The 21,108-nt window shown below is 69.8% G+C and carries 18 protein-coding genes; 5 read left to right on the top strand and 13 right to left on the bottom strand.

Translation table 11 applies throughout. The features are described from left to right. The first annotated feature begins 12 nt into the window (after positions 1-12). Complete coding sequence (locus DFR72_RS20285; protein WP_090067787.1) at positions 13-405, top strand: VOC family protein; 393 nt, start codon at positions 13-15, stop codon at positions 403-405. On the opposite strand, the gene DFR72_RS20280 is transcribed toward DFR72_RS20285, so the two are convergent. The 3 genes from DFR72_RS20280 to DFR72_RS20270 are packed head-to-tail and all read right to left on the bottom strand — an operon-like array spanning position 402 to position 4,352. Continuing rightward, entirely contained in the window at positions 402-1,328 is a 927-nt protein-coding gene (locus DFR72_RS20280) for an ABC transporter permease (protein ID WP_090067790.1), read from the bottom strand. The two genes, DFR72_RS20285 and DFR72_RS20280, sit on opposite strands and share 4 nt — an antisense overlap. Then, a complete protein-coding gene (locus DFR72_RS20275) occupies positions 1,325-1,513 on the bottom strand; it encodes a hypothetical protein (protein WP_084401629.1) in 189 nt (62 codons plus the stop codon). The genes DFR72_RS20280 and DFR72_RS20275 overlap by 4 nt, the downstream gene beginning before the upstream one ends. Then, entirely contained in the window at positions 1,506-4,352 is a 2,847-nt protein-coding gene (locus DFR72_RS20270) for an alpha/beta fold hydrolase (protein WP_090067791.1), read from the bottom strand. Before DFR72_RS20270 ends, DFR72_RS20275 begins: the two co-directional genes overlap by 8 nt. A 357-nt stretch (positions 4,353-4,709) precedes the next feature. Between DFR72_RS20270 and DFR72_RS20265 the strand changes: the two genes are divergently transcribed. Further along, positions 4,710-5,720, top strand: coding sequence for a TerC family protein (locus DFR72_RS20265; RefSeq protein ID WP_090067793.1), 1,011 nt, complete (start codon positions 4,710-4,712; stop codon positions 5,718-5,720). Here DFR72_RS20265 and DFR72_RS20260 read toward each other — a convergent pair whose 3' ends face one another. Continuing rightward, positions 5,721-6,923: a metal-dependent hydrolase family protein gene (locus DFR72_RS20260; RefSeq protein ID WP_090067795.1), complete on the bottom strand. Its 1,203-nt coding sequence runs from the start codon at positions 6,921-6,923 to the stop codon at positions 5,721-5,723. 89 nt (positions 6,924-7,012) lie between these two features. Here DFR72_RS20260 and DFR72_RS20255 point away from each other — a divergent pair, with 89 nt between their 5' ends. Next, positions 7,013-8,872, top strand: a complete 1,860-nt coding sequence (locus DFR72_RS20255; RefSeq protein WP_090067797.1) for a S9 family peptidase — start codon at positions 7,013-7,015, stop codon at positions 8,870-8,872. Here DFR72_RS20255 and DFR72_RS20250 read toward each other — a convergent pair. Genes DFR72_RS20250 through DFR72_RS20240 form a run of 3 tightly spaced genes read right to left on the bottom strand, consistent with a single transcriptional unit; the run spans position 8,857 to position 11,163 of the window. Then, complete coding sequence (locus DFR72_RS20250; RefSeq protein ID WP_090067799.1) at positions 8,857-9,897, bottom strand: DUF6236 family protein; 1,041 nt, start codon at positions 9,895-9,897, stop codon at positions 8,857-8,859. The genes DFR72_RS20255 and DFR72_RS20250 overlap by 16 nt on opposite strands. Continuing rightward, positions 9,894-10,550 carry an RES family NAD+ phosphorylase gene (locus DFR72_RS20245; protein ID WP_090067801.1) on the bottom strand — a complete coding sequence of 219 codons (657 nt, stop codon included), beginning with the start codon at positions 10,548-10,550 and terminating at the stop codon, positions 9,894-9,896. The genes DFR72_RS20250 and DFR72_RS20245 overlap by 4 nt, the downstream gene beginning before the upstream one ends. A gap of 28 nt (positions 10,551-10,578) precedes the next feature. Continuing rightward, positions 10,579-11,163: a DNA-binding protein gene (locus DFR72_RS20240; RefSeq protein ID WP_090068021.1), complete on the bottom strand. Its 585-nt coding sequence runs from the start codon at positions 11,161-11,163 to the stop codon at positions 10,579-10,581. 156 nt (positions 11,164-11,319) lie between these two features. Between DFR72_RS20240 and DFR72_RS20235 the strand changes: the two genes are divergently transcribed. Further along, positions 11,320-12,489 (top strand): glycosyltransferase 87 family protein, encoded by a 1,170-nt coding sequence (locus tag DFR72_RS20235; protein WP_090067803.1) that lies wholly within the window; start codon positions 11,320-11,322, stop codon positions 12,487-12,489. Here DFR72_RS20235 and DFR72_RS20230 read toward each other — a convergent pair. Beyond that, positions 12,431-12,976, bottom strand: coding sequence for an HdeD family acid-resistance protein (locus DFR72_RS20230; protein WP_090067805.1), 546 nt, complete (start codon positions 12,974-12,976; stop codon positions 12,431-12,433). The two genes, DFR72_RS20235 and DFR72_RS20230, sit on opposite strands and share 59 nt — an antisense overlap. A gap of 54 nt (positions 12,977-13,030) precedes the next feature. Here DFR72_RS20230 and DFR72_RS20225 point away from each other — a divergent pair, with 54 nt between their 5' ends. Beyond that, positions 13,031-13,552: a hypothetical protein gene (locus DFR72_RS20225; protein ID WP_090067807.1), complete on the top strand. Its 522-nt coding sequence runs from the start codon at positions 13,031-13,033 to the stop codon at positions 13,550-13,552. Here DFR72_RS20225 and DFR72_RS20220 read toward each other — a convergent pair. The 5 genes from DFR72_RS20220 to DFR72_RS20190 form a co-directional block, all read right to left on the bottom strand. After that, positions 13,549-14,457 (bottom strand): hypothetical protein, encoded by a 909-nt coding sequence (locus DFR72_RS20220; RefSeq protein ID WP_090067810.1) that lies wholly within the window; start codon positions 14,455-14,457, stop codon positions 13,549-13,551. The two genes, DFR72_RS20225 and DFR72_RS20220, sit on opposite strands and share 4 nt — an antisense overlap. Before the next feature lie 434 nt (positions 14,458-14,891). Further along, entirely contained in the window at positions 14,892-15,749 is an 858-nt protein-coding gene (locus tag DFR72_RS20215) for an immunity 49 family protein (RefSeq protein ID WP_211335465.1), read from the bottom strand. A gap of 12 nt (positions 15,750-15,761) precedes the next feature. Next, on the bottom strand, positions 15,762-20,228 hold the full coding sequence (locus DFR72_RS45005; protein WP_147290334.1) for a hypothetical protein: 4,467 nt from the start codon (positions 20,226-20,228) through the stop codon (positions 15,762-15,764). After that, positions 20,228-20,536, bottom strand: coding sequence for a type VII secretion target (locus DFR72_RS20195; RefSeq protein ID WP_090067820.1), 309 nt, complete (start codon positions 20,534-20,536; stop codon positions 20,228-20,230). The genes DFR72_RS45005 and DFR72_RS20195 overlap by 1 nt, the downstream gene beginning before the upstream one ends. A 35-nt stretch (positions 20,537-20,571) precedes the next feature. Beyond that, positions 20,572-21,105, bottom strand: coding sequence for a YbaB/EbfC family nucleoid-associated protein (locus tag DFR72_RS20190; RefSeq protein WP_090067822.1), 534 nt, complete (start codon positions 21,103-21,105; stop codon positions 20,572-20,574). Between the last annotated feature and the right edge of the window lie 3 nt (positions 21,106-21,108).

Below are 21,108 nucleotides of genomic sequence, written 5' to 3'. Positions count from 1 at the left end.
TACGGTGGCCGCATGGCAACGGAAATGCAGATCTCGTTCGACGCCGCCGACCCGCCCAAGCTCGCCGACTTCTGGGCGCAGGCACTCGGTTACGTCCCGCAGCCGCCGCCTCCCGGCTTCGCCACGTGGGAGGAGTTCGCGGTGAAGAACAACATCCCGTTCGACTCGGTGGACGACTACGCGGCGATCATCGATCCGCACGGCAAGGGGCCGCGGTTCCTGTTCCAGCGCGTGCCCGAGGGCAAGACCGCGAAGAACCGCGTCCACCTCGACATCCGGCCGGGTCTCGACGCAGTGGCCCGCCTGGTTTCGCTGGGTGCCACGCGGGTGCGTGAGCACAACGACCAGACGGGCCACTGGGTCGTGATGCTCGACCCTGAAGGCAACGAGTTCTGCGTGAGCTAGCTCGTGATGTCCTTCGTCTTGAACTGCCGTGCCGCGAGCAGCGTGAAGATGCCGCCGTAGGCGAGCGCGGAGAACGTGCCGCGCGCCATCTCCGACCAGTCGATGTCGGTCGAGAGCAGGTCGGCCCACGCCATCGCGTAGTGCGTCGGCAGGTAGTTGCGCAGGTCCCCGAGCGGCTCGATCTGGTCGAGGATCTGCGACACGATCGAGACGAGCACCGTGCCGCCGACCGCGCCGAGAGGCGCGTCGGTGGACACGGACAGGAACATCGCGAGGCCCGCCACCCAGAACAGGTTGATCGAGATGTAGATGACGGCGAACGCCATGGCGAGCACGCCGTCGCCGAACGGGGCGGCCTCGCCGGTCGGGCTCACCACCTCGCCCGTGCCGTACCAGGCGACGCCCACGCCCAGGGCCACCGCGGGGAGCAGAGCCAGGGCGAAGACGCTGAGCAGGCCGCTGCTGATGGCCTTCTGGCGCAGCAGGCGGTGCCTCGGGATCGGTGCGGCGAGCAGGTACTTGAGGCTCGACCACGACGCTTCGGACGCGATCGTGTCGCCGAAGAACAGCGCCACGATCATCGGCAGCAGGAAGCTGCTGCTCACGAACAGCGTGAGCACCACGAAGTTGATGCCGCTGGCGGTCGCGAGGTCCACGAAGCCGCCGGAGCGGCGGTTCGGGTCGGACTGCCCGATCTCGAAGCTCGCCGCGAGGATGAACGGCAGCAGCACCAGGAAGGCCAGCACGAGCTGGGTCCTGCGGCGGCGGATCTGCCGTTGCAGCTCCACGTGGATGCGGAGCGTGCGGCGTGCCTTGTAGCCGACCGACGAACCGTCCGGCGCCACCTTGGTGTGCTGCTGGGCGGCGGCGTCGGTGAGGTCCTTGAGCGCGCCTGGGTCGGTGTGGACGCTGTTCTCGTTCACCGGTCCACCTCCTGCGGGATTGGTGCCTTCGTGCGGTTCGGGTTGGCGGTCCGCACGGGTGCGAACGCGGGCGTCGCCGCGATCTCGTCCGCCACGTCGAGGCCGGCCTCGGCCAGCACCTCGACGGCGGCGGGGTTCGGGGCGTCCGCCGTGGCGGACGCCGCTGCCATCAGGAAGTCATTCACCGACCAGCTCCAGGAACGCGTCTTCCAGCCTGCGTCGCGGGCCCGCCTGGTCCACCGCAACACCGGCCGCCACGAGAGCGGTCAGTGCGACGGAGCGCGGGACGCCGTTCATCGACGCGTGCACGGCGTCCTCGTCCTCGTGCACGTCGTGCACGCCTTCGAGACCCCGCAGGACATCGGCTGCCTTCGAGGGGGAGTCGACGCGGAACGTCGCCTCGCCGCCTCCCGCCGCGATGTCGGCCACCTCGCCGGCGGCGACGAGCTGACCCTTGTGCATCACGACCACGTGCGAACAGGTCTGCTCGACCTCGGCCAGCAGGTGCGACGACACGACGACCGTGCGGCCCGCCGCGGCGTAGCGGCGCAGGACCTCGCGCATCTGGTGGATCTGGGGCGGGTCGAGGCCGTTGGCCGGCTCGTCCAGGATCAGCAGGTCCGGGAGGCCGAGCATGGCCTGGGCGATCGCCAGCCGCTGGCGCATGCCCTGGCTGTACGTGCGCACGCGGCGGTGCACCGCCTTGCCGAGGCCCGCGATCTCCAGCGCCTCGTCGAAGTGCGCCTCGTCCACCGGCCGGCCCGTCGCCGCCCAGTACAGGTGCAGGTTCGCGGCGCCGGAGAGGTGCGGCAGGAAGCCGGATCCCTCGACGAACGACCCGATGCGCGACAGCACCGGAGCGCCCGGCGTGACCTTGTGGCCGAACACCCGGATGTGGCCCTCGGACGGGTGAATCAGGCCCATCACCATGCGCAGCGTCGTGGTCTTGCCGGCGCCGTTGGGGCCGAGCAGCCCGAGGACCATGCCGTGCTCGACCCGGAACGAGAGGTCCTTCACGGCGGTCACGCCGCCGGGGTAGGCCTTCGTCAGGTTCGAGATGACCAGCGGCACCTCGGCGAGGTCGGGATCGGAGTCCTGCGCCATGCGGCGGCGGAACATCGCGACGATGCCCGAGCCGATCAGCACGAGCAGTGCGATCGCGATGCCCCACAGGGCTCCCGTCGGGAAGCCCTCGGTGACGTTGCGGCCGGACACCACGGGAACCGAGATCTCGTCGGAGGCCAGCGAGATCCGGTACGCGGCGGGCTGCTCGGCGTTCGCGAACGCCTGGTCCGTCGTCGACACCACGAGAGCCAGCTTGTGCTCGCTCTCGACGGGACGGACCGCGCCGGGCAGCGTCACCGTCACCTCGGCGGCGGAACCGTCCGGCGGCAGCGCCACGCGGAACGGCGCGACGATCGAGCCGGGCAGCGTGCGGGTGCCGTCCGCGGAGACGTCGTAGAGCTTCGCGAACAGGATCGCCTCACCGGAGCTCTGGTCACCGCGCGCGACGCGCAGCTTCACCGTGGACGACCCGGTCAGCAGCACCTGCGAGTCCAGGGCGTCCGAGGTGAACACCGCGGCCTGGCCCGGCATGTCGAGCGACAGCCGCGACGAGATCGCCGACGACCGCGACAGCGCCGAACCCAGGCCCGGCAGGTTGCTGATCGACGCCGGGTTGCCGCCCGCCGGGTTCACCACGACCTGCTCGCGCCCGCTGAGCTTCAGCGTCTTGCGCTCGGTGGAGGAGCCCTGGGCGAGACCGGGGTACGACGGCGCGACGACCGTGCGCAGCGACGGCTGGCCGGACGAGCGGAACGCGCCCTGCACCGTGTACTCGAAGCCCGTACCGGGGTCGGTGCCCCTGCCGCGCAGGTGGAAGTCCATCCAGTCGGCGATCTCGCCGCGCAGCGCGGTGCCGGGGTTGCCGCCGTCGTGGCCGCCCGCGTACCAGACCATCTTGACCTGGGCGCCGGCCGCGGCGATCTGGCGCGCGGTGGCGTCGGACTGGTCGAGACCGAACAGGGTGTCCTGCTCGCCCTGCACCAGCATCGTCGGCTGCTTGATCTGGTCGGTCACGGCCACGGGGGACGACTTGCGCAGCAGGTCGAGCGTCTGCTGCGAGGCACGGCCCTTCGTGGCGACCTCGGTGTAGGCGGCGCAGACCTCGGGCGTGAAGCGGCCGCACGCACCCAGCGAAGGTGTGGGCGGCTGCTGGCCCTGGGCGCCTGAGCTGCCCCCTGGCTGCTGCTGAGGTGCCTGCACGGAGTTCTGGCTCGGTTCCCGCTGGCCCTGCTCGGGCGCGTCACCCGTGGGCGACGAGAGGTCGATCGACGTCATGCCCGCGGAGAAGAAGATGCCCGCCCACGAACGCTTGAAGACACCGTCCTCACCGAACGCCGTGGCGGACGGGGTGGCGTCCGCTCGCGGTGTCGCCAGCGCCGAGTTCGGCAGCAGCGCCTGCGCGAGGTCGTTGTAGGTGATGACGGGGACGAGTGTGTCGACGCGCTTGTCGACGCCCGCGAGCAGCAGTGACAGCGCACCGCCGTACGACGCGCCTGTCACGCCCACGCGGGGGTCGCCACCGCTGTCCTTCTCCACCTCGTCACGTGTGCCGAGGAAGTCGAGGAGCTTCTGCGCGTCGCGGACCTCGCGGTCGACGGAGTTCAGCGCGATCTGGCCCGTGCTGCGGCCGAAACCACGCGCGGACCACGTCAGGACGACGAATCCGCGCCGGGCGAACTCCTCGGCCTGCGTGTGCACGCTGCGCAAACTGCCGCCGAAGCCGTGCGCGAGCATGATCGCGGGCGCGGGCGTCTGCTGTGGGAGGTAGAGGCGCGTCTCGATCGTCACCGTCTGGGCGCTGTCAGCGCTCTCAGGTGCGTCGATGTTCGCTTCTTTGAAGGAAACGGCTACGGGGTCGTCTCCGGATCGAGTGAAGTACACGCCACCTGCGACGAGGGCGAGTACCACGATCAATGCGGGGATCGTCCACCTGCCGCGAAGGCGGGAGAGGCGGGACACGCCGCTGACGATATGCGAGTTTTGCTGAGAACGTCCTGTCGGGATCCGGTGGCGGTCTCAGCATCAGTGGATCTTCAGCAGGGCTTCAGGTAGTGGTCCGCTCAACCCGAACGACACGCTGGGTATTCCCATCGCACCTGGTCGCGTGCGTCTGCTCACCCTGTGTGGCGCTAACCGCTCTTCGTAGAGCACAATATTGACGCAGCATGGAGGGGAGTACTCCCTAAGCAGCGGTGTCGTCAGTACGGAGCTCAGCATGGAGCTCCCGGTGCCGTTGGTCGTTCGAGAGAACATCTCGGCGGCGGAGGAGACCTCCGGGTTTATCTGGCATGCGCTGAGAATCCCGGAGGTTGGGTTGTGAACGTCCCCGCATGGATGTGGCTCGCGACGATCGGTGGTCTGCTCCTTCTGCTCGCCGTGGACCTGGTGATCGTCGATCGGAAACCCCATGAGGTGACGATCGGTGAAGCCGCCCGCTGGGTGATCTTCTACGTGGCGATGGCCGCCGTCTTCGGCCTCGGCATCTGGTACTTCTCAGGTGGTCAGTACGCGACGGAGTTCTTCGCCGGGTACATCACCGAGTACTCCCTGAGCGTCGACAACCTCTTCATCTTCTTGATCATCATGACGACGTTCAAGGTGCCCGCGATCCACCAGCACAAGGTGCTGCTGATCGGCATCGTGCTCGCGCTCGTCATGCGGGGCATCTTCATCGCGGCCGGCGCGGCGCTCATCGCCAAGTTCAGCTGGGTCTTCTTCATCTTCGGTGCGTTCCTCATCTACACCGGCTGGCAGCTGGCGCGGGAGAACCACGACGAGGAAGAGGAGTACAAGGAGAACCTGATGCTGCGCATGGTGCGCAAGGTTTTCCCGGTGACCAACGACTACCACGGCTCGAACTCGTTCATCAAGATCGACGGCAAGCGCTACGTGACCCCGATGTTCATCGTGATGGTCGCGATCGGCTCCACCGACCTGCTCTTCGCGCTCGACTCGATCCCCGCGATCTTCGGCCTCACCAAGGAGCCGTTCCTGGTGTTCACGGCCAACGCGTTCGCGCTGATGGGCCTGCGCCAGCTGTACTTCCTGCTCGGCGGCCTGCTCGCGAAGCTCGTCTACCTGTCGATCGGCCTTTCGGTGATCCTCGGCTTCATCGGCGTCAAGCTGATCCTGGAAGCCCTGCACACCAACACCCTGCCGTTCCTCAACGGCGGCGAGCCCTTCCACGTGCCGACGATCGGCATCGAGGTCTCCCTGTCGGTGATCATCGGCGTGCTGGCGATCACGACGATCGCCAGCCTGCTCAAGGTGCGTCGCGACCCGGATTCCGTGAAGCACATCGGCGCCGATGCGGACGCCCACCACTAGCTACAACTGGGAGACGCCGTTCTGGTAGACGGCGCGGACGGCCTGCTTCAGCGTTCCGGCCTTCACGTGCTGCTCGGCGTCACCCTCCACGAGTACGAGATCGGCGAGCTTGCCCGGTGCGAGCTCGCCGAGTTCGTTTCCGAGGCGCATGAGCTCGGCGGCGGACGTGGTGGTGGCGTGGAGCGCCTCGGCCGGGGACATGCCGTACTCGACCATCAGCGTCAGCTCGTTGAGGTTGTCGCCGTGCGGACCGACGCCGGAGTCGGTGCCCATCGCGATCTTCACGCCCGCCTCGTGCGCCTTCTGGAACGACTGGAAGTGTTGCGAGACAACGGCATTGGCCTTGTCGAGGATGACGTCCGAGATCGCCATGCCGGCCGCGGCCTGGTCGAGCACCATGCGCGGGGCCATCAACGTCGGCACTAGCCACGTGCCGTTCTTGAGCATTTCCTCGACGCCCTCATCGGTGAGGAACACGCCGTGCTCGATGGACCGCACGCCGTTGCGCACGGCCGTGAGGATGCCGTCGCCGCTCATGGCGTGCGACATCACCGCGATGCCCGCGGCATTGGCCTCCTGCACGATCATCGCGATCTCCTCGTCGCGGAAGTGCGCGTGGCGGGGGTTGCTGCGCGGGGACATCACGCCACCGCTCGACGCGATCTTGATGATGTCGGCGCCGTGGCGGACCAGCGTGCGGATGACCTTGCGCAGTTCCTCGGGACCGTCGGCGACGGTGTCCGGCAGACCGGGGTGCAGCGGCGGTGAGATGTGGGCGCCGCACTGCATCCAGTCGTCGTTGTGGCCGCCGGTCTGCGAGACCATGTTGACCGCGATCTGCATGCGCGGGCCCTGGACCAGACCGCGCCGCACCGCCTCCGCGACACCGAGGTCCGCGCCGAGCGCGTCGCGGACCGTCGTGATGCCGCATTGCAGCGTCGCTTTCATGTTCCCGATCGCCTCGTAGAACGGCAGCGAGAACGGCGTGTTCAGCGACCGCACCAGGTCGGCGCCGCTGAACATGAAGTGCACGTGGCAGTCGAACAGTCCCGGCAGGATCGTGTGGCCGGTCGCGTCGACCACGGTGTCGCCGTCGAGCCCGATGCCGACGTCGACGATGCGGTCGTTCTCGACCACCACGTCGCCGGGCTCCGTCGCCCGGCCGGTGAAGACCCTGCCCCCAGAGAACACGATGCGCGTCATACGCGGGAATCTATGCGCTGAGTCAATTTTTGTGATCGGTCAACAAATAACTCTGAGCGTTGCTAACAAGTTCTGTTAGCGTCCACGCCGTGCGCCCTGAAGACCTGCAGCTGCTCACCACGCCCGGCACCGTCGCCGTGTCCGGAGACCTGGTGCTGGTCAGCATCACCACGCCCGACCTCGACAAGAACACCTACCGGGGCGGTCTGCACCGGGTGTTCCCGGATGGCACGACATCACCGTGGACGCACGGTGATCGTGACAATGCGCAGCGCATTTCTCCCGACGGCAAGCTGGTCGCGTTCCTGCGCGTCAGCGGAAAGTCGAAGCCGCAGCTCTACGTCGTCCCGGTGGACGGCGGCGAGCCTCGCCGGCTGACCGACCTGCCGCTCGGCGCCGGTGCCCCGGTGTGGTCGCCGGACTCGTCACGCCTCGTCTTCGTGGCCCGCGTACCCGAAGCCGGCCGCTACGGGACCACCGACGACGGCCCGGAGTCCGAGGCGCCGCGCCGCATCACGCGCCTGGACTACCGCGTCGACGACGTCGGCTTCCTCGCCGACCGCCGCCCGCGCCTGCACGTCGTGGACCTCGACGGTGCCGTCATCGAGGTCACCGACGGCGCGCACGACGTCTCCGACCCGGCCTGGCTCGACGACTCGACGCTGGTGTTCGTCGCCCCGCGCGACCTCGGCGTCTCCGAGACCCTGCACTCCGACCTGTACACGGTTCCCGCCGCCGGCGGCGAGGTCTCACTGCTGGTGCGCGGCGCCGGCGAGGTCTCGATGCCGTTCGTCGCCAACGGCTCGCTCTACTGGCTGGGCACCGAGTTCACCGGCATCGATGCGGTCGCGCGCAACCACGGCCTGTGGAAGTCGCCGGTGGACGGTTCCGCTCCCGTCCGGCTCACCGACGTCGAAACCGTCGACGTGGAACGGCTTTCGGGCCAGCCCGTCGCCGACTCGTCGGGCGTGCTCCTGGTCGTGCGCAACCGCGGCGCGTTGGAACTGCAGCGAATCCCGTTCGACGGCGGGCCCGGCGAGGTGCTCGCGGGTTCCTCGGCCGCCGTCCGTTCGTTCGCGACCGACGGGTCCACTGTGGTCGCGGTCGTGTCCACTCCGGACGACGTCGGTCAGGTCGAGTTCGTCGGAACCGGTGTCCGCACGGCGTTCTCGTCGGTCCCCACCCGCCGAGTCGTCGAGCTCTCCGGCTCCGCCTCCGACGGCTACCCGGTGCACGGCTGGCTCGTGCTGCCCGAAGGCGACGGCCCGCACCCGGTCGTCATGGCCGTGCACGGCGGCCCGTTCATGTACCACAGCTGGGGTTTCTTCGACGAGGCCCAGGTCTACGCCACCGCGGGCTACGCCGTCGTGCTCCCGAACCCGCGCGGCTCGGCGGGCTACGGCCAGGCCCACGGCCAGGCGGTGATCGGCAAGTTCGGCACGGTGGACGTGGACGACGTCCTGTCCCTTTTGGACGTAGCGCTCGCCCGCGAGGACTGCGACCCCGAACGAGTCGGCGTGATGGGCGGCTCCTACGGGGGCTTCATGACCTCGTGGCTGTCCGCGCACCACGGCGAACGCTTCAAGGCGGCCTGGAGCGAACGCGCCGTCAACGCCTGGGACTCGTTCGGCGGCTCCTCGGACATCGGCTACTTCTTCGCCGACGCCTACTGCGGCACCGACCCCGAGGCACAGCGCGCGATGTCACCGCTGACCTACGCCGAGAAGATCAACCTGCCGTTCGCCGTCGTCCACTCCGAGCACGACTGGCGCTGCCCGCTGGAACAGGCGCAGCGCATGTTCGTGGCGTTGAAGCGGCGTGGTGTGGAGACGGAGATGCTGATCTTCCCGGGTGAGGGGCACGAGTTGACCCGGTCCGGGCAGCCTCGGCACCGGAAGCAGCGGTTCGACGCGGTGCTGGAGTGGTGGGACCGCTACCTCAAGGCCTGACCCGCTCGGAACAGCCAGCCGACAGGTGACTCCCGCTCCGGGTCCGCTTTCAGCCACACGCGGACGCGGCGCGGGACCAGCTTGATCGAACGGAGCTTGTCCTCCAACTCGACGAGCTCGGCGCGGACGAGCTCGTCCACGGCCACGTCGATGTGCAGTTTTGTCGTCCTGTCCGCTTTCAGCTCGGTGAACCGGTCACCGATGTGGGCGCGGAAGCGGTGGAACTCCTTGGGGAAGGTCTCGCGCAGTTCGAGGATCTTCTCGACCGGAACGCCGGCGAGGCCTTCCGGCACAACGGTGTGCACTGCGGCTTCCACGAACTGTTGCGTGGCATCGCGTTGCCGGGGGCGTCGCGGGATGTCGAGCAGGACCTCTGCCATGCGTTCGAGGTCCCAGCCCAGCGAGGCGTCGTGGGCCAGAGGATCGTCGGTCACCGGGTGCAGCCACTCCCTCCTCGCCAGGAATTCCACGAGCTGGCAGATGTACACGTTGGCGAGATCGGGGTGCATGCCGATCCATTTGCCGTCATCGGCGGTGTGCAACACCCCGAGGTCGCTCGCCAGCAAACGTTCGAAGACGAACCTGTCGAACTTCTGCGGGTGCAGGTAGATGAGTCGCGGGTCGGCGCCCTCTCCCGCTGCCGCGTGCCTGTTCTGAGCAGGCCATCGGTCGAGGTTTCGGACGCTGTAGCGAGCACGCAGGTCGTCCGAGCGTTCTTCGACCATGCGGAAGAACATCCACTGATGCCCTTCCAGGTGGCCCGGCTCGAGGTCACTGAGCACACCCGCGCGGACGAACGCCTCCGCGACCGAGGAATCGGTTGTGCGATAGGTGTTCGGCACCAGCCGGGTGATCCTGGGCCAGTACAACGCCGCGTACTTCAACCACAGGTTGTCCTGAACGTGGATGTACGGGTAGTACAGGGCGATCGGCGAGCGTTGTTCCGGCTGCTCGTTGTAGATCAGGTTGTGGGCCTGGAAGACCTTGCCGTAAACCGGCCCGTTGACCTCGTTGTGCGTGCTCACCCGAGCAGTGTGTAGTTCAGTTCCTCGCACACGCGCGCCAACGGCAGATCCAGACCCGGATGGTCCAGCGGCAGCAACACGTCCGGCGCCGCAGGCAGCCCGGAAGCTCCGGGCGGGTCCCAAAGACAGATCGCCGGATCCCCGGAGTCCATCGAAGACCGGTACCAAAGCCCGTCCAGCTCCGGATAGGCCGCCCGGATCGCCCGCGACCACGCCTGAGTCACGATCTTCGGCCCCGTCGAGATCTCCTGCGAGGCCCCGACGCGAGTGGGCCACAACCCGCCCAGGTCCAGCAACATCAAAGTACGGCGAGGCCGGAGCACCACCAGGAACGGCGAGCGGGTGCGGCGGTCCACGATCGACGTCGCCTGGAATACCTCGGCGATCGACGTGCGGACGGAGAGGCCGAAGTACAGGACGCCGTTCTCGTGGTCCTGGACCGGGCTGCCGTCGTCGGCCGGTTGTTGTGCGTCGAAGCGCGCGTGGGGGAGTGGGCCCGTGTAGCGGAACGTGTTCCAGCGCTGGGGGTGGGAGCCCTTCGCGGTGAAGACGCGGACCAGGCGGGTCGCCCGGTGCACCGCCACCACGTCCTCGGTGCGGCGCAGGTGCGCTTGGAGCACGGCAGGGGCAGGCGGCTGCGGAAGCCGTGACATTCGGGTCCTGTCGGGTGTTCGGGAACGCTCAGGCAGGTGTGCCGAGCGTGGAGGCCAGGATGCCGACTCGGCGCGGGTCTCCTCCTGCGAGGAGCCAGTCGCGCGGGGTCGCGGGCTTGCCGTCGACGGGCAGGTCCTCCTGGAGGGTGGTCATGAACGCGGCTACCACGAGTGCCGGTTGGTCCGTCGGGATGTCCGCCAGGACGGTTTCCAGGCCCGGTAGGACGCCGGTGCCCGCGAACTGCCACGCGGGCAGGCGCCAGCTGCCCCTGTCCTTCCAGCCCACGAGCCTGCCGACGCCGAGGCGGTGCCGGATGCGGCTGGTGTCCACCTGGAGTTGGCGCGCGGCCTCGTTCACGGTCAGCGCCGAGTCGCGCAGCACCGCGTGCGCCACGACCGTGCGGGTGCGTGGCTTGGCGTCGCCGGGGCCCGCGGGCGAGAGGTCGAGGCCCACGTCGGTCAGCGCCGCCTGCTGGTCCGGCGTGAAGTAGGTGGCCGGTTCCGGGTGTGGCGGGGCCAGCCTGCGTGCCGCGTCGGACACGAGGGCCAGGAACTCGTCGGGACTCACCTGCAGGCCGGCCTTGGCCAGCACCGTCTCCAAGGCTGGACTCATGCGCACAGAATAGCCCGTGCGTGCGCATCTGTGCGCCCTACGAACGGTCTAAACAGGAACGGTTGACGTTGTGCGCTCACATGACGACGCTACGTTAGAATCCCCGGTCCGGACCGGTGACGTGGGCCTCATGTGGCACATCGATACCATTCCCCGATGCAGCTCGACCGCACCGCCAAGCGGGTCGTGGTGGCGTGGTCCGCCGTCATGGTCGCCACAGTCACCTACGTCATGCTCCGCCCGCCGGGGTGGTCGCTCGACCTGCGCGTCTACCGCAACGGCGGCGCGGCGTTCCTCAAGGACATCCCGCTGTACGCCGAGGGCTTCGCCACACCGCTCGGCGGGCCCGACCTGCCCTTCACGTACCCGCCGATCGCGGCCGTGCTGTTCAGCCTGCTGGCGCTCGTGCCGCTGGGTGTCGCGATCTTCGCGGTGGCGGTGGCGAACCTCGCGATGCTCACGGGGTTGTGCCTGATCGCGGCGAGCCGGGTGGTCGGCTGGGGTCCGGACGCGGTCAAGTGGGGGCTGGGCGCGGCGGCGGTGTCGTCGATCTTCGACCCGCTGCGCGAGACGCTGTGGTTCGGGCAGATCAACCTGCTGCTGGGCCTGCTGGTGATGGCCGACTGCCTGCTCGAACGCACCCGCTGGTGGCCGCGCGGCGCGTTGATCGGACTGGCGGCCGCGATCAAGCTGACGCCGGCGTTCTTCGCGTTGTTCTTCGTGGCGCGACGGCAGTGGAAGCCCGTGTTCGTGTCCATCGGGTCGTTCTTCTTCTTCGTGCTGGTGGGGTTCCTCGTCTCGTTCGGCGATGCGAAGGAGTACTGGACGCACGCGCTGCTCGACCCGGGCCGTGTCGGCCGCCTCACCTACGCGTCCAACCAGGCCATTCGCGGCACGCTCGCGCGCTTCGGCCTGGAGAACGGCGCCCAGGTCGGCGTGTGGCTCGTGCTGGCGCTTCTGGTCGTGGCGACGGTGTGGTGGCTGGCCTCGCAGCTCGGCGAGATCGAGGCGTTCTTCGTCGTGGCGATCGGCGGCCTGCTGATCTCGCCCGTGTCGTGGGGCCACCACTGGGTGTGGATCGCGCCCGCGCTCGTGCTGCTCGCACGGCCCGCGCTGCGCCGCCACTGGGCGTCGTGGGCGATCGTGGCGGTGTTCGCCATCGGGCCGCACTGGCTGTTCCCGCGCGACAACGACGTCGAGCGCGACTGGGCGTGGTGGCAGCAGCTGATCGGCAACCTCTACGTGTTCATCGGGGTCGCCGTGCTGGTCACGCTTGCGGTGCGCGTGGTGCGAGACCGCCGTCGAGCTGCTTCAACCGCAGGCTGAACAGCACCAGCACCACACCCCACAGGATCGCGAACACGCCGATGGTGATCACGAACGCCAGCGCGCCCGCGGCCGGGTTCACGACGAGGATGATGCCGAGCAGCACCGTCAGCGCGCCGGTGACGATGTAGAACCACTCGTTCGTCATCACCTTGCGCAGGCGGATGGCGTCGACGATCTGCAGCACGCCGGTGACGAGCGCCCACACCGCGATGAGGAGCAGCAGCGCCGTCGCGGTGATGTCCGGCCAGAACAACGCGATCAAGCCCGTGACCAGGCCGAGCACGCCGATGAGCCCGAGTGCCCAGCGCGCGGGCCACTCCTTGTGCGTCAGCGTCAGGTACAGCATCATCGCGCCGTCGAAGAGCGCGTAGGCGCCCCACAGGATGATCAGCGCGAGCAGGGTGAGGCCGGGCCAGATCAGGGCGGCCAGCCCGAACAGGACCGCGAACACCCCGCGCACCGTGAAGAGCCACCAGCGTTGCATGGTCCAGGATCGTCTCGGCTGTCGCCGGGGCCGGCAACCTGAGACCCTCGTTCGGTGCTGATCCGAGTGGCTGACTGGGAACGGATCCGGTCCGGCGAGATCACGCTGCAGTTCCGGCGGTGGAAGCGGCCGACCGTGCGCGCCGGCGGGACGTTGCGGACGTCGCAGGGCGTCCTGGCGATCGACGCGGTGGACGTCGTGTCGCGGGTGTCGCGGGCCGAGGCGGTGGCGGCCGGGTTCCCGACCGTGACCGCGCTGAAGTCCTCAGTGGACGGACGGGAGGGCTCGCTCTACCGGATCCGCCTGCGTTTCGTGGGCGAGGACCCGCGCGCCGAGCTGCGTTCGTCGTCCGATGTGGACGGACTGGAGCTGCGGGAGGACGCTCTCGCGTTGCTGCGCCTGATCGCGGCCAAACCCGGCGTGCGGGCCGCGGACCTGGCCGCCTCGATCGGTCGCGAGAAGCTGCCGTTCAAGGCGGACGTCCGCAAGCTCAAGGCAAAGGGGCTCACCGAGTCACTCGAAGTGGGGTATCGCCTCTCCCCGCGGGGAGAGGCGTACCTGCGAACCCTCGACTAGCTCTGTCCCGTGATGATCGAGACCGCCCGGTCCTGCGTCTGCTCGGTCACCTCGGCGATCTGGAAGCCGCGCGCCACCGCGTGCGCCACCAGCTCCGGCTCCGGCGGCAGGCCGTACTTGCGCAGGTAGTGCGGAACGGCGCCGGCCCAGATCCACGTGCCGTCGGTGCGGAAGTTGAGCGGCACGTCCTGCTCACCGCTCTGCGAGAACTCGTCGAGGTCGTAGCTGCGCGCGGCCAGCACGACCGGCGCCGACTCGAGGTAGTTCAGCAGACCGTCGAGCACCTGCGGGTCGACCGGCTGACGGTTCACCACGATGCGGCCGTCGTCGTTCTTGCCGTCGTACACGCGGGCCGTGCGCAGCTCACCCGAACCGGCCTGCGGCTGGGCGGCCGGCGCCTGGAACTCCTGCGGCGGCTGCTGTGGCTGCTGCTGGGGTTCCGGCTCGGGCTCGGGCGCGGGCAGCGGCGGCAGGCCGACGCGCTGGCGCCACCAGTCCGGGATCTGCCGGTCCGGCCGCGGGAACGTCTGCAGCTCGTCGCGGAAACCGATGGGCGGCGGCGCGTTGCGCCAGCGCGGTTCGTCCTCGGCGTTGAAGTCCACCGTGAACGCCGCGGGCGCCTCGATCTCGTACGTCGCGCTCAGCCACGTGCCGCGCTCGGGGTGGTACATGCCCCCGCGCAGGTGCCCGAACATCTGCACGACGTCCATCGGCGGCCGCACCGGTCGCAGCTGGCCATCGGGCCCGGCGAACGCCAGGTCGACCTCGATGTGCCTGCCCGCGGCGCGGTACTCGGCCCGGATGCGCTGCCAGCCCTGCGGTACGGCCGGCAGCATGGCACGGCCGATCTGCCGCACCAACTGCTGCTGGTCCTGCTCGCTCAGCGGTGTAGCCGGCTGGCTCATGTGGTTCTCGCCCCTCTCCCCGTGAAAGCCCGCTGATCTTATCGGGCCACCGCGACGCGTGCGGGCCGGTCACACACCGCGCGTCGTTCACCACACTCTGAGTGGGTGTGGGGCCCTGTGGTTCCCGTCGATGTCTCAGTCGGTCCCTGCTCGCCGGAGCAGGCCGGGGCCACCTCGTGCCGGTGCGGACACCCCGCCCCGGAGTGCGGGTCCAGCCTAGGTCGACGCGCGCCCGGTCCGGACCGGGCCTTGGCGAGCGAGTCGTTGAACCTCACGTCCTCGCGCTGGGTGAGGTTCTCCGGCGAGAGCGGAGGCCCTTGGTCGAAGCGGCCGGAGAGCTGCACGGATGCGGTCCGGTCAGCCCCTCGTGCGGCCATGTGCCGTTGTACGGGTACGCCGGGCGATGGCGACCACGAGAGACGCGCTGATCAGGATCACGTGGGGAACTCGCCGACCCAGTTGCCGTCGACCAGGGTTTTCGGCAGGTACTCCGACTCGACGTCGATCGTCATGCCGGCGTCCTTGGCGAGTGCGGCGATCGCCAGGAGCGGGATCGAGACGAACCCGTTCGGGTCACCCCTGCGGTCGTCGTCCTTCGTCCAGAACCGTTGGTGCAGTTCGAGTGCACGAACGAGGGAGTCGTTGAACTTCGCCTCGTCTCGTTGGGTGAAGAGGTAGAACAGCTCGATCGGTGGGTACAGCAGTTCCAGCACCAGCTCGGGAGCCGCCACCCGCAACGAGTCGGGTTCGGTTCCCTGCATGGCGGCCAGGAGGGCGTCGACCAGACCGTCCTCGCCCCGCCAGTAGAGCTGCAGCGCCTTCACCCAGTGGTAGATGTAGTCGTCGAAGTCGGCGCCGGACCCGCGGAGCACCTCTTCCGGCACCGAGGCCAGGACGTCGACGCGCGGCTTCTCCCGGCAGATCATGGCCAGCCACAACGCCCTCAGCCAGTTGCCCGCGTCGGTGTCGATGGTCGGGCCCGTGCCCGGGATGCGCCAGTCCTTGTCGCGCAACCGGAACTGCGCCTCGCCACCGTCCGCGAGCGCGGTGACGAAGATGGCGGAGCTCGCCTGCATCGCCAGCACGACGCTTTCCCAGGTCGGCAACCACGTCGCCGTCGGGTCTCCCGCGGTGTGGTACTCGAACTCCATCAGCGCGCGGTTGGTCACGCTGTTCAGCGCTCGCGGGTTCTTCGCGACCAGGTCGATGAAGACCTGCGTCTTCTTCGCCAGGCCGGCGGCCTGCTGGTCCGCCCACTGCTGGTCGATGTCGTGACGGGCGACGACTCGCACCGAAGGACTCCCTTATGCGCCGTAGCCGGAAAGGTCGAAGTGCCTGCGATCGTACCCACCGTACTTCGGCACCTTGGTCTTCTCGGGGGTGCCGTCGGCTCCCGGTACTTCGATCGTGTCGTGCGCGACCTTCGCCTTGACCACCAGGTAGTCGAGGTCGCCTCCGAGAGCGGCGGCTTCCAGTTCGTCGGCGAGGTCGCCGTCGCCACGCCGGCGCATGTTCTCCAGAAGGCTCTCGACGTACTTCGGGTGTCCCTGCTCGTAGTTCTTGCCGTCGAGACCTTGACGGACACCGAGGTCCGCGTTCGGGCCCTTCGCCTCGACGACGACGTACTTGACGGTGTTCCCGTCCGCGTCCTTGATCTCGTAGACCTGGTCGAAGCTGCCGGCGCCGTCGTAGGCGGTCTGACGCGGCACGGGAGTGAGATCCGAGTCCCGGTACATGTCCTCGATCGCGTCGCTGGCCGCGTGCTCGCCGAGGTCCTCGCCGCGGTTCGTGCGGTCGCGGTGCGCATCGGTGCGCTCCTGCTGGAGCTCGTCGGTGAGCGTGCCGTCTTCCTTTGCCTTCTGGTACCTCGCCTCGACCTCGTTCGCGTGGCGGTTGGCCTCGGCGCGGCGCTCGATCAGATCCCGCGCGCGCTCAGTCTGCTCGGGCGTGGCCTTCCTGGCACCGTCGTCCGGGATGTCCTTGCGGTAGTCCGAGGCCGTGTAGTCGGTCGGCTTCGGCTCGATGTCACCGTTCTCGTTGCGGCGGAGAATCGGCACGTCCACGTCGTCGGCGTCCGGCTGGGTCGCGTTCTTGCGGCGGTAGCTGCCGTCCTCCAGGGGACCGTCGTAGTACTTGGCCCGGTACTGCTCGTTCTGGACCTTGTCCTTCATCGGCATGACGGGGTCCTGCTTCTCCACACCCGGCACCGGTTCGCTGGAGATCGGCCTGCCTTCGCGGTCCTTCGCGTCGGTCGGGTCGAGGTCCTTGTCCTTGTCGTGGGTGCCGGGGGCGAAGCCGTCGTCGCCGGTCCTGGACCTGGAGCCGTCCGGGTGGTGGGTCTCCCACTCGCCGTTGGGCGGGATCTTGGGCTGGCGGGTGCCGTCGGGCAGGATCTCGGCGTCGCTCGTGAAGACGCGGCCGTGGCTGTCGGTCCAGGCCGGTTTCGTGGGGGCGAGGACCGGGGCGTCGAGGTGCCGGGAGAGCTGCTGCGCGAAGTCGTTGCTGCCCGCGTCGCAGCCGATCAGGCGGACGGGCCTGCTGCCGTCGTAGCCGCTGCGCCGCAACATGTCCGCGTACTCGGCGGGCGTGTAGTCGTGCCCGCCGACGCGCGCCCTGCCGTCCGGGGTGACGTGGACGTCCGCGGTGAAGTAGCGCGGGTCGTTGGGCACGCGGTGCGGCAGGTCGCCCATGTCGCGGTCGCCGCCGTGGTGCGAGACACCGGCCGGGGTGCTTTCCGCGTGCCGGGCGTGCGCTTCCTCCGGGCTCGGGCGGTCCGCGGGCGGGACGTCCGGGTCGCGGCTGTCGGGGTTGTTCGGGTCGCTGTCGTGCGGCTTGTCCGGGGTGTTGTCGCGCGGCTTGTCGGCGTCCGGGCCGTGACCGGGTGCGTCCGGCTTGTGCGGGGCGTCGGCGTCGGGGCGGTGCGGGGGTGCTGCCGTGTCGGTGCCGCGGGAGCGCGGGGCGTCCGGGCTTTGCGGGCTGTGCGGACGAGAGCCGTCGGGGCGGGCGCCGTCCGGGCGGTTGCCGGGGCCGCTGCCGTCCGGGCGCGACGGGGAGTCGGGCCGGTGGGGTGCGTCCGGGCGTGACGGCGAGTTCGGGCCGCTGTGCGGTGCGTCTGGGCGGGACGGCGTGTTGGGGCCGTACGGGGTGTTCGGGCTGTGCGGCGTGTTGGGGCCGCCGTAGGGAGCGTTCGGGCCGTGTGGGGCATTGGGTGCGTCGGGACGCGACGGCGCGTGGGGCGCGTCAGGTCGCGACGACGGCGTTGTGGTGCCGCCGTGGGGTGCGTCGGGACGCGACGGCGCGTGGGGCGCGTCAGGTCGCGACGACGGCGTTGTGGTGCCGCCGTGGGGTGCGTCGGGACGCGACGGCGGGTTCGGGCCGCCATGCGGTGTGTTCGGGCCGCTGTGGGGAGCGTTCGGGCCGTGTGGGGCATTGGGTGCGTCGGGGCGCGATGGTGCGTGGGGTGCGTCGGGGCGTGACGGCGGGTTCGGGCCGCCATGCGGTGTGTTCGGGCCGCCGTGGGGAGCGTTCGGGCCGTGTGGGGCATTGGGTGCGTCGGGACGCGATGGTGCGTGTGGCGCGTCGGGACGCGACGGCGGGTTCGGGCCGCCATGCGGTGTGTTCGGGCCGCCGTGGGGAGCGTTCGGCCCGTGTGGGGCATTGGGCGCGTCTGGACGCGATGGTGCGTGTGGCGCGTCGGGGCGTGACGGCGCGTTGGGGCTGTGCGGTGCGTGGGGGCCACCGTGCGGGCCGGATGGACCGGTCGGGCGGCTCGGCGGAGCGTCCGCGCGAGATGGTGCGGTCGGGCCGTTGTGCGGCGCGTCCGGCCTGGACGGGGCGTTGGGGCCGCCGTGGGGGCTGGACGGGCGGCTCGGCGGGGCGTCCGTGCGTGCCGGGGGTGCGGACGGGGAGTGCGGTGCGTTCGGGCTGTGCGGGGTCCCTGCCGAGGGAGCGTGCGGGGTCGCCGCGGACGGGGTGTGGGCCGGCGTGAACGGCGCCGCCGACGGTGAGGTGGCGCGGCTCGGAGGAGTCGCGTCGGGGCGGCCCGCGTTCGGGGCGCCGGTGGACGGGGCGTGCGGCATGCCGCCTGACGGGGCGCCGCTCGTGGGCATCGACGGTGACGAAGGCGTGTGCGGCATCGACGGGGCCGAGGGCGTGTGCGGCATCGACGGGGCCGAGGGCGCCGACGGGCGGGCCGGGGCGTCCGCGCGGGCTGCCGACGTCGACGTGTCGGGGGTGCGCGGGGCCGGGGACGTCGGGGCGTTGCCGCCCGCGTTCGGGGCGCCGCCGCCCATCGGGCCTGCCTGGGACGGGGCCGAGGGCGAGCCGTCCGGGGTGCGCGGTGCCGGCGGGGCGTGCGGGACGTCCGCTCGCGGCGGGGCCTCGGGCGGTGCCACGGACGACTGGACGGTCTGGCCCGTGTTGCGGGCCGGGGCGTCCGGCGTGGACGAGGGGGACGGGGCGTGCGGCGGTGCGCTGGGACCCGACGGCGCGGACGACGAACCGTCCGGCGTGCGCGGGGCCGACGGTGCGGCGGCGTTGTCGGGCGTCCGCGACGGTGAGGGCGAGTCGGGAGCGGAGCCGTCCGGGGTGCGCGACGGGGACGGGGCGTCCGGCGCCGACGGGCTGTCGGGCGTGCGGGACGGCGAAGGCGCGGAAGGGGGCGACGCGGACGACGGCGACGAGCTGTCCGGGGCCCGCGAGGGCGCGTCCGGCGTCGAGGAGGGCGACGAAGGCGAGGAGGGCGACGAAGGCGAGGACGGAGACGAAGGTGAGGAGGGCGACGTCGGCGAGCTGTCCGGAGAGGACGGTGACGAAGGCGACGAAGGGGAGTTCGAAGAAGGCGAAGTGTCCGGAGTGGACGAAGGCGAGCTGCCGGGAGACGAGGGCGTGCCGGCGTTGGGGAGGTCCGGCGTGCTCGTGGTCTGGAAGAGACCACCGGGCTTGATGGACTTGGTGGAGATCACGTCCAGGCCGGTGACCTTGCCGACGATCTTGCCGAGGACCTTCATGATCTTCGTGAAGATCTCGACCAGCCTGCCCAGCAGCGGCGAGACCTTCTTGATGGTCTTGATGAGCTTCTGGATGAGCTCACCGATACGAGTGGCCCACTTCGAGATCGCGGTCACGGCCTGCGCCACGATCACCGGCGTGCCGAACCCGAGCGTGAACACGGCCTCGAGCACCCACGTGATCAGCTTCGCGACCAGGTCGGCGATGAGGTCGCGCACCATCTCGCGCACGAAGCCGACGACCATGCCCATCACGCCGACGACGGTGCCGACCGAACCCGCGGTGGAGGCCGCGCCGGACAGCGCGTCCAGCTGCTCGCCGGCGGCCTTGCGGTAGGCGTCGGCCGCGGCACCCGTCCACTCGCCGGTGCCGTCGACGGCGGCCTTGTAGTCGCCCGCGACCTTGCCGAGCTCCTGCGAGACGTTGCCCCACGTCGTCGAGTACGACTGGATCACCGGCGGGTCGCCCGCCAGCCAGTCGAGCGCTTCTTTCAGCGGCTGCATGTGTTCCATCAGGAACGACGCCGCGGAGGACAGCAGGGTGCCGAACGGGTCGATCGCCATCGAGGCGGCGTCGGCGACCAGGCCGACGACGCCGAGGCCGCCCTCGATCCAGCTGCCCTCGGAGATGCCCTTGTACGCGTCCACCGCCGAGTCGGCGATGGAGAAGCCGGTCGCCCAGCCGTTGTCACCGGTGCCGGCGTTGAAGAACCCGGACGGCTCGGCGGGGGCCTGAGCCACCAGCGGGTTCGGCGACGACATCAGACGCCGCCCTGGAGCGACTTGGTGATCTTGTCCTCGACCTCCTGGTAGTGCTTGGCGGTCGCGGTGACCTTCTTGGCGGTGGCGTCCATGGCCTCCGCCGCGCCCTTCAGCGCGTCCATGCCCCACTGTTCGACGGGGTCGAGCAGCATCCGGAACGGCTGGCAGATGATCCCGTACGCGTCAGTCGGCATCGACACGGTGTTCGCCGCGTCCACTGCCCCCTTCAAACGCCCGTGCAGGCCCTCCAGGGCCTTGGCGTGCGCTTCCAGCACGTCCGAGGTGACGTTGAAACCACCGGCGGTCATCGAACCCCCTCAAGTTCGGGCAACGGACAGGAAGATCAGGAGAGCACGGACTCCCCGCCGAAGTCGTCGTCGTCATCCGACGGCCGGCGGCGGCGCGGGGGAGGAGGCGGCGGCGTCGGCCGCGACGGCGGCGGAGCGTCCTCCTCGACCCGGAAGTTGATCTCGTTGCGGTCGTACGGCGTGCGCACCGGCTCCTCGGCGGGAGGCGCGGGGAAGTTCTTCTTGGCCTCGTTGAACAACACGTTGGCCGTCTCGTCCTGCGTGCCGATGGTCTCGGCCATGGCCTCCTGCAGCAGTGCGGGAATCCGGGACTGCGCGCGCTGCAGCAGCTTCATGATCTCGCCGCTCACCTCGGCCATGCGCTTGCCGGAGGCGGACTCCTGGATCACGAGGTTCTGCAGGATCCCGTTGGACCCGACCAGGATCTCGATGGAACCGTCGGAGGAACGCTCGGAGATGGTCATCCCCTGCACGCGCGTCGCCATCTCCTGATAGCGGGCGGCGCGTTCCTGGATGTTCTGGTTCCAGTTCGCGAGCATCTGCTCGGACCCGGCGATGTCCTGGGGCACCGG

It is taken from the genome of Lentzea flaviverrucosa, assembly GCF_003350445.1.
In the GTDB taxonomy this organism is placed as follows: domain Bacteria; phylum Actinomycetota; class Actinomycetes; order Mycobacteriales; family Pseudonocardiaceae; genus Lentzea; species Lentzea californiensis.
The sequence above is the reverse complement of the archived record's forward strand: the minus strand, read 5'-3'. Positions and strand labels throughout refer to the sequence as shown.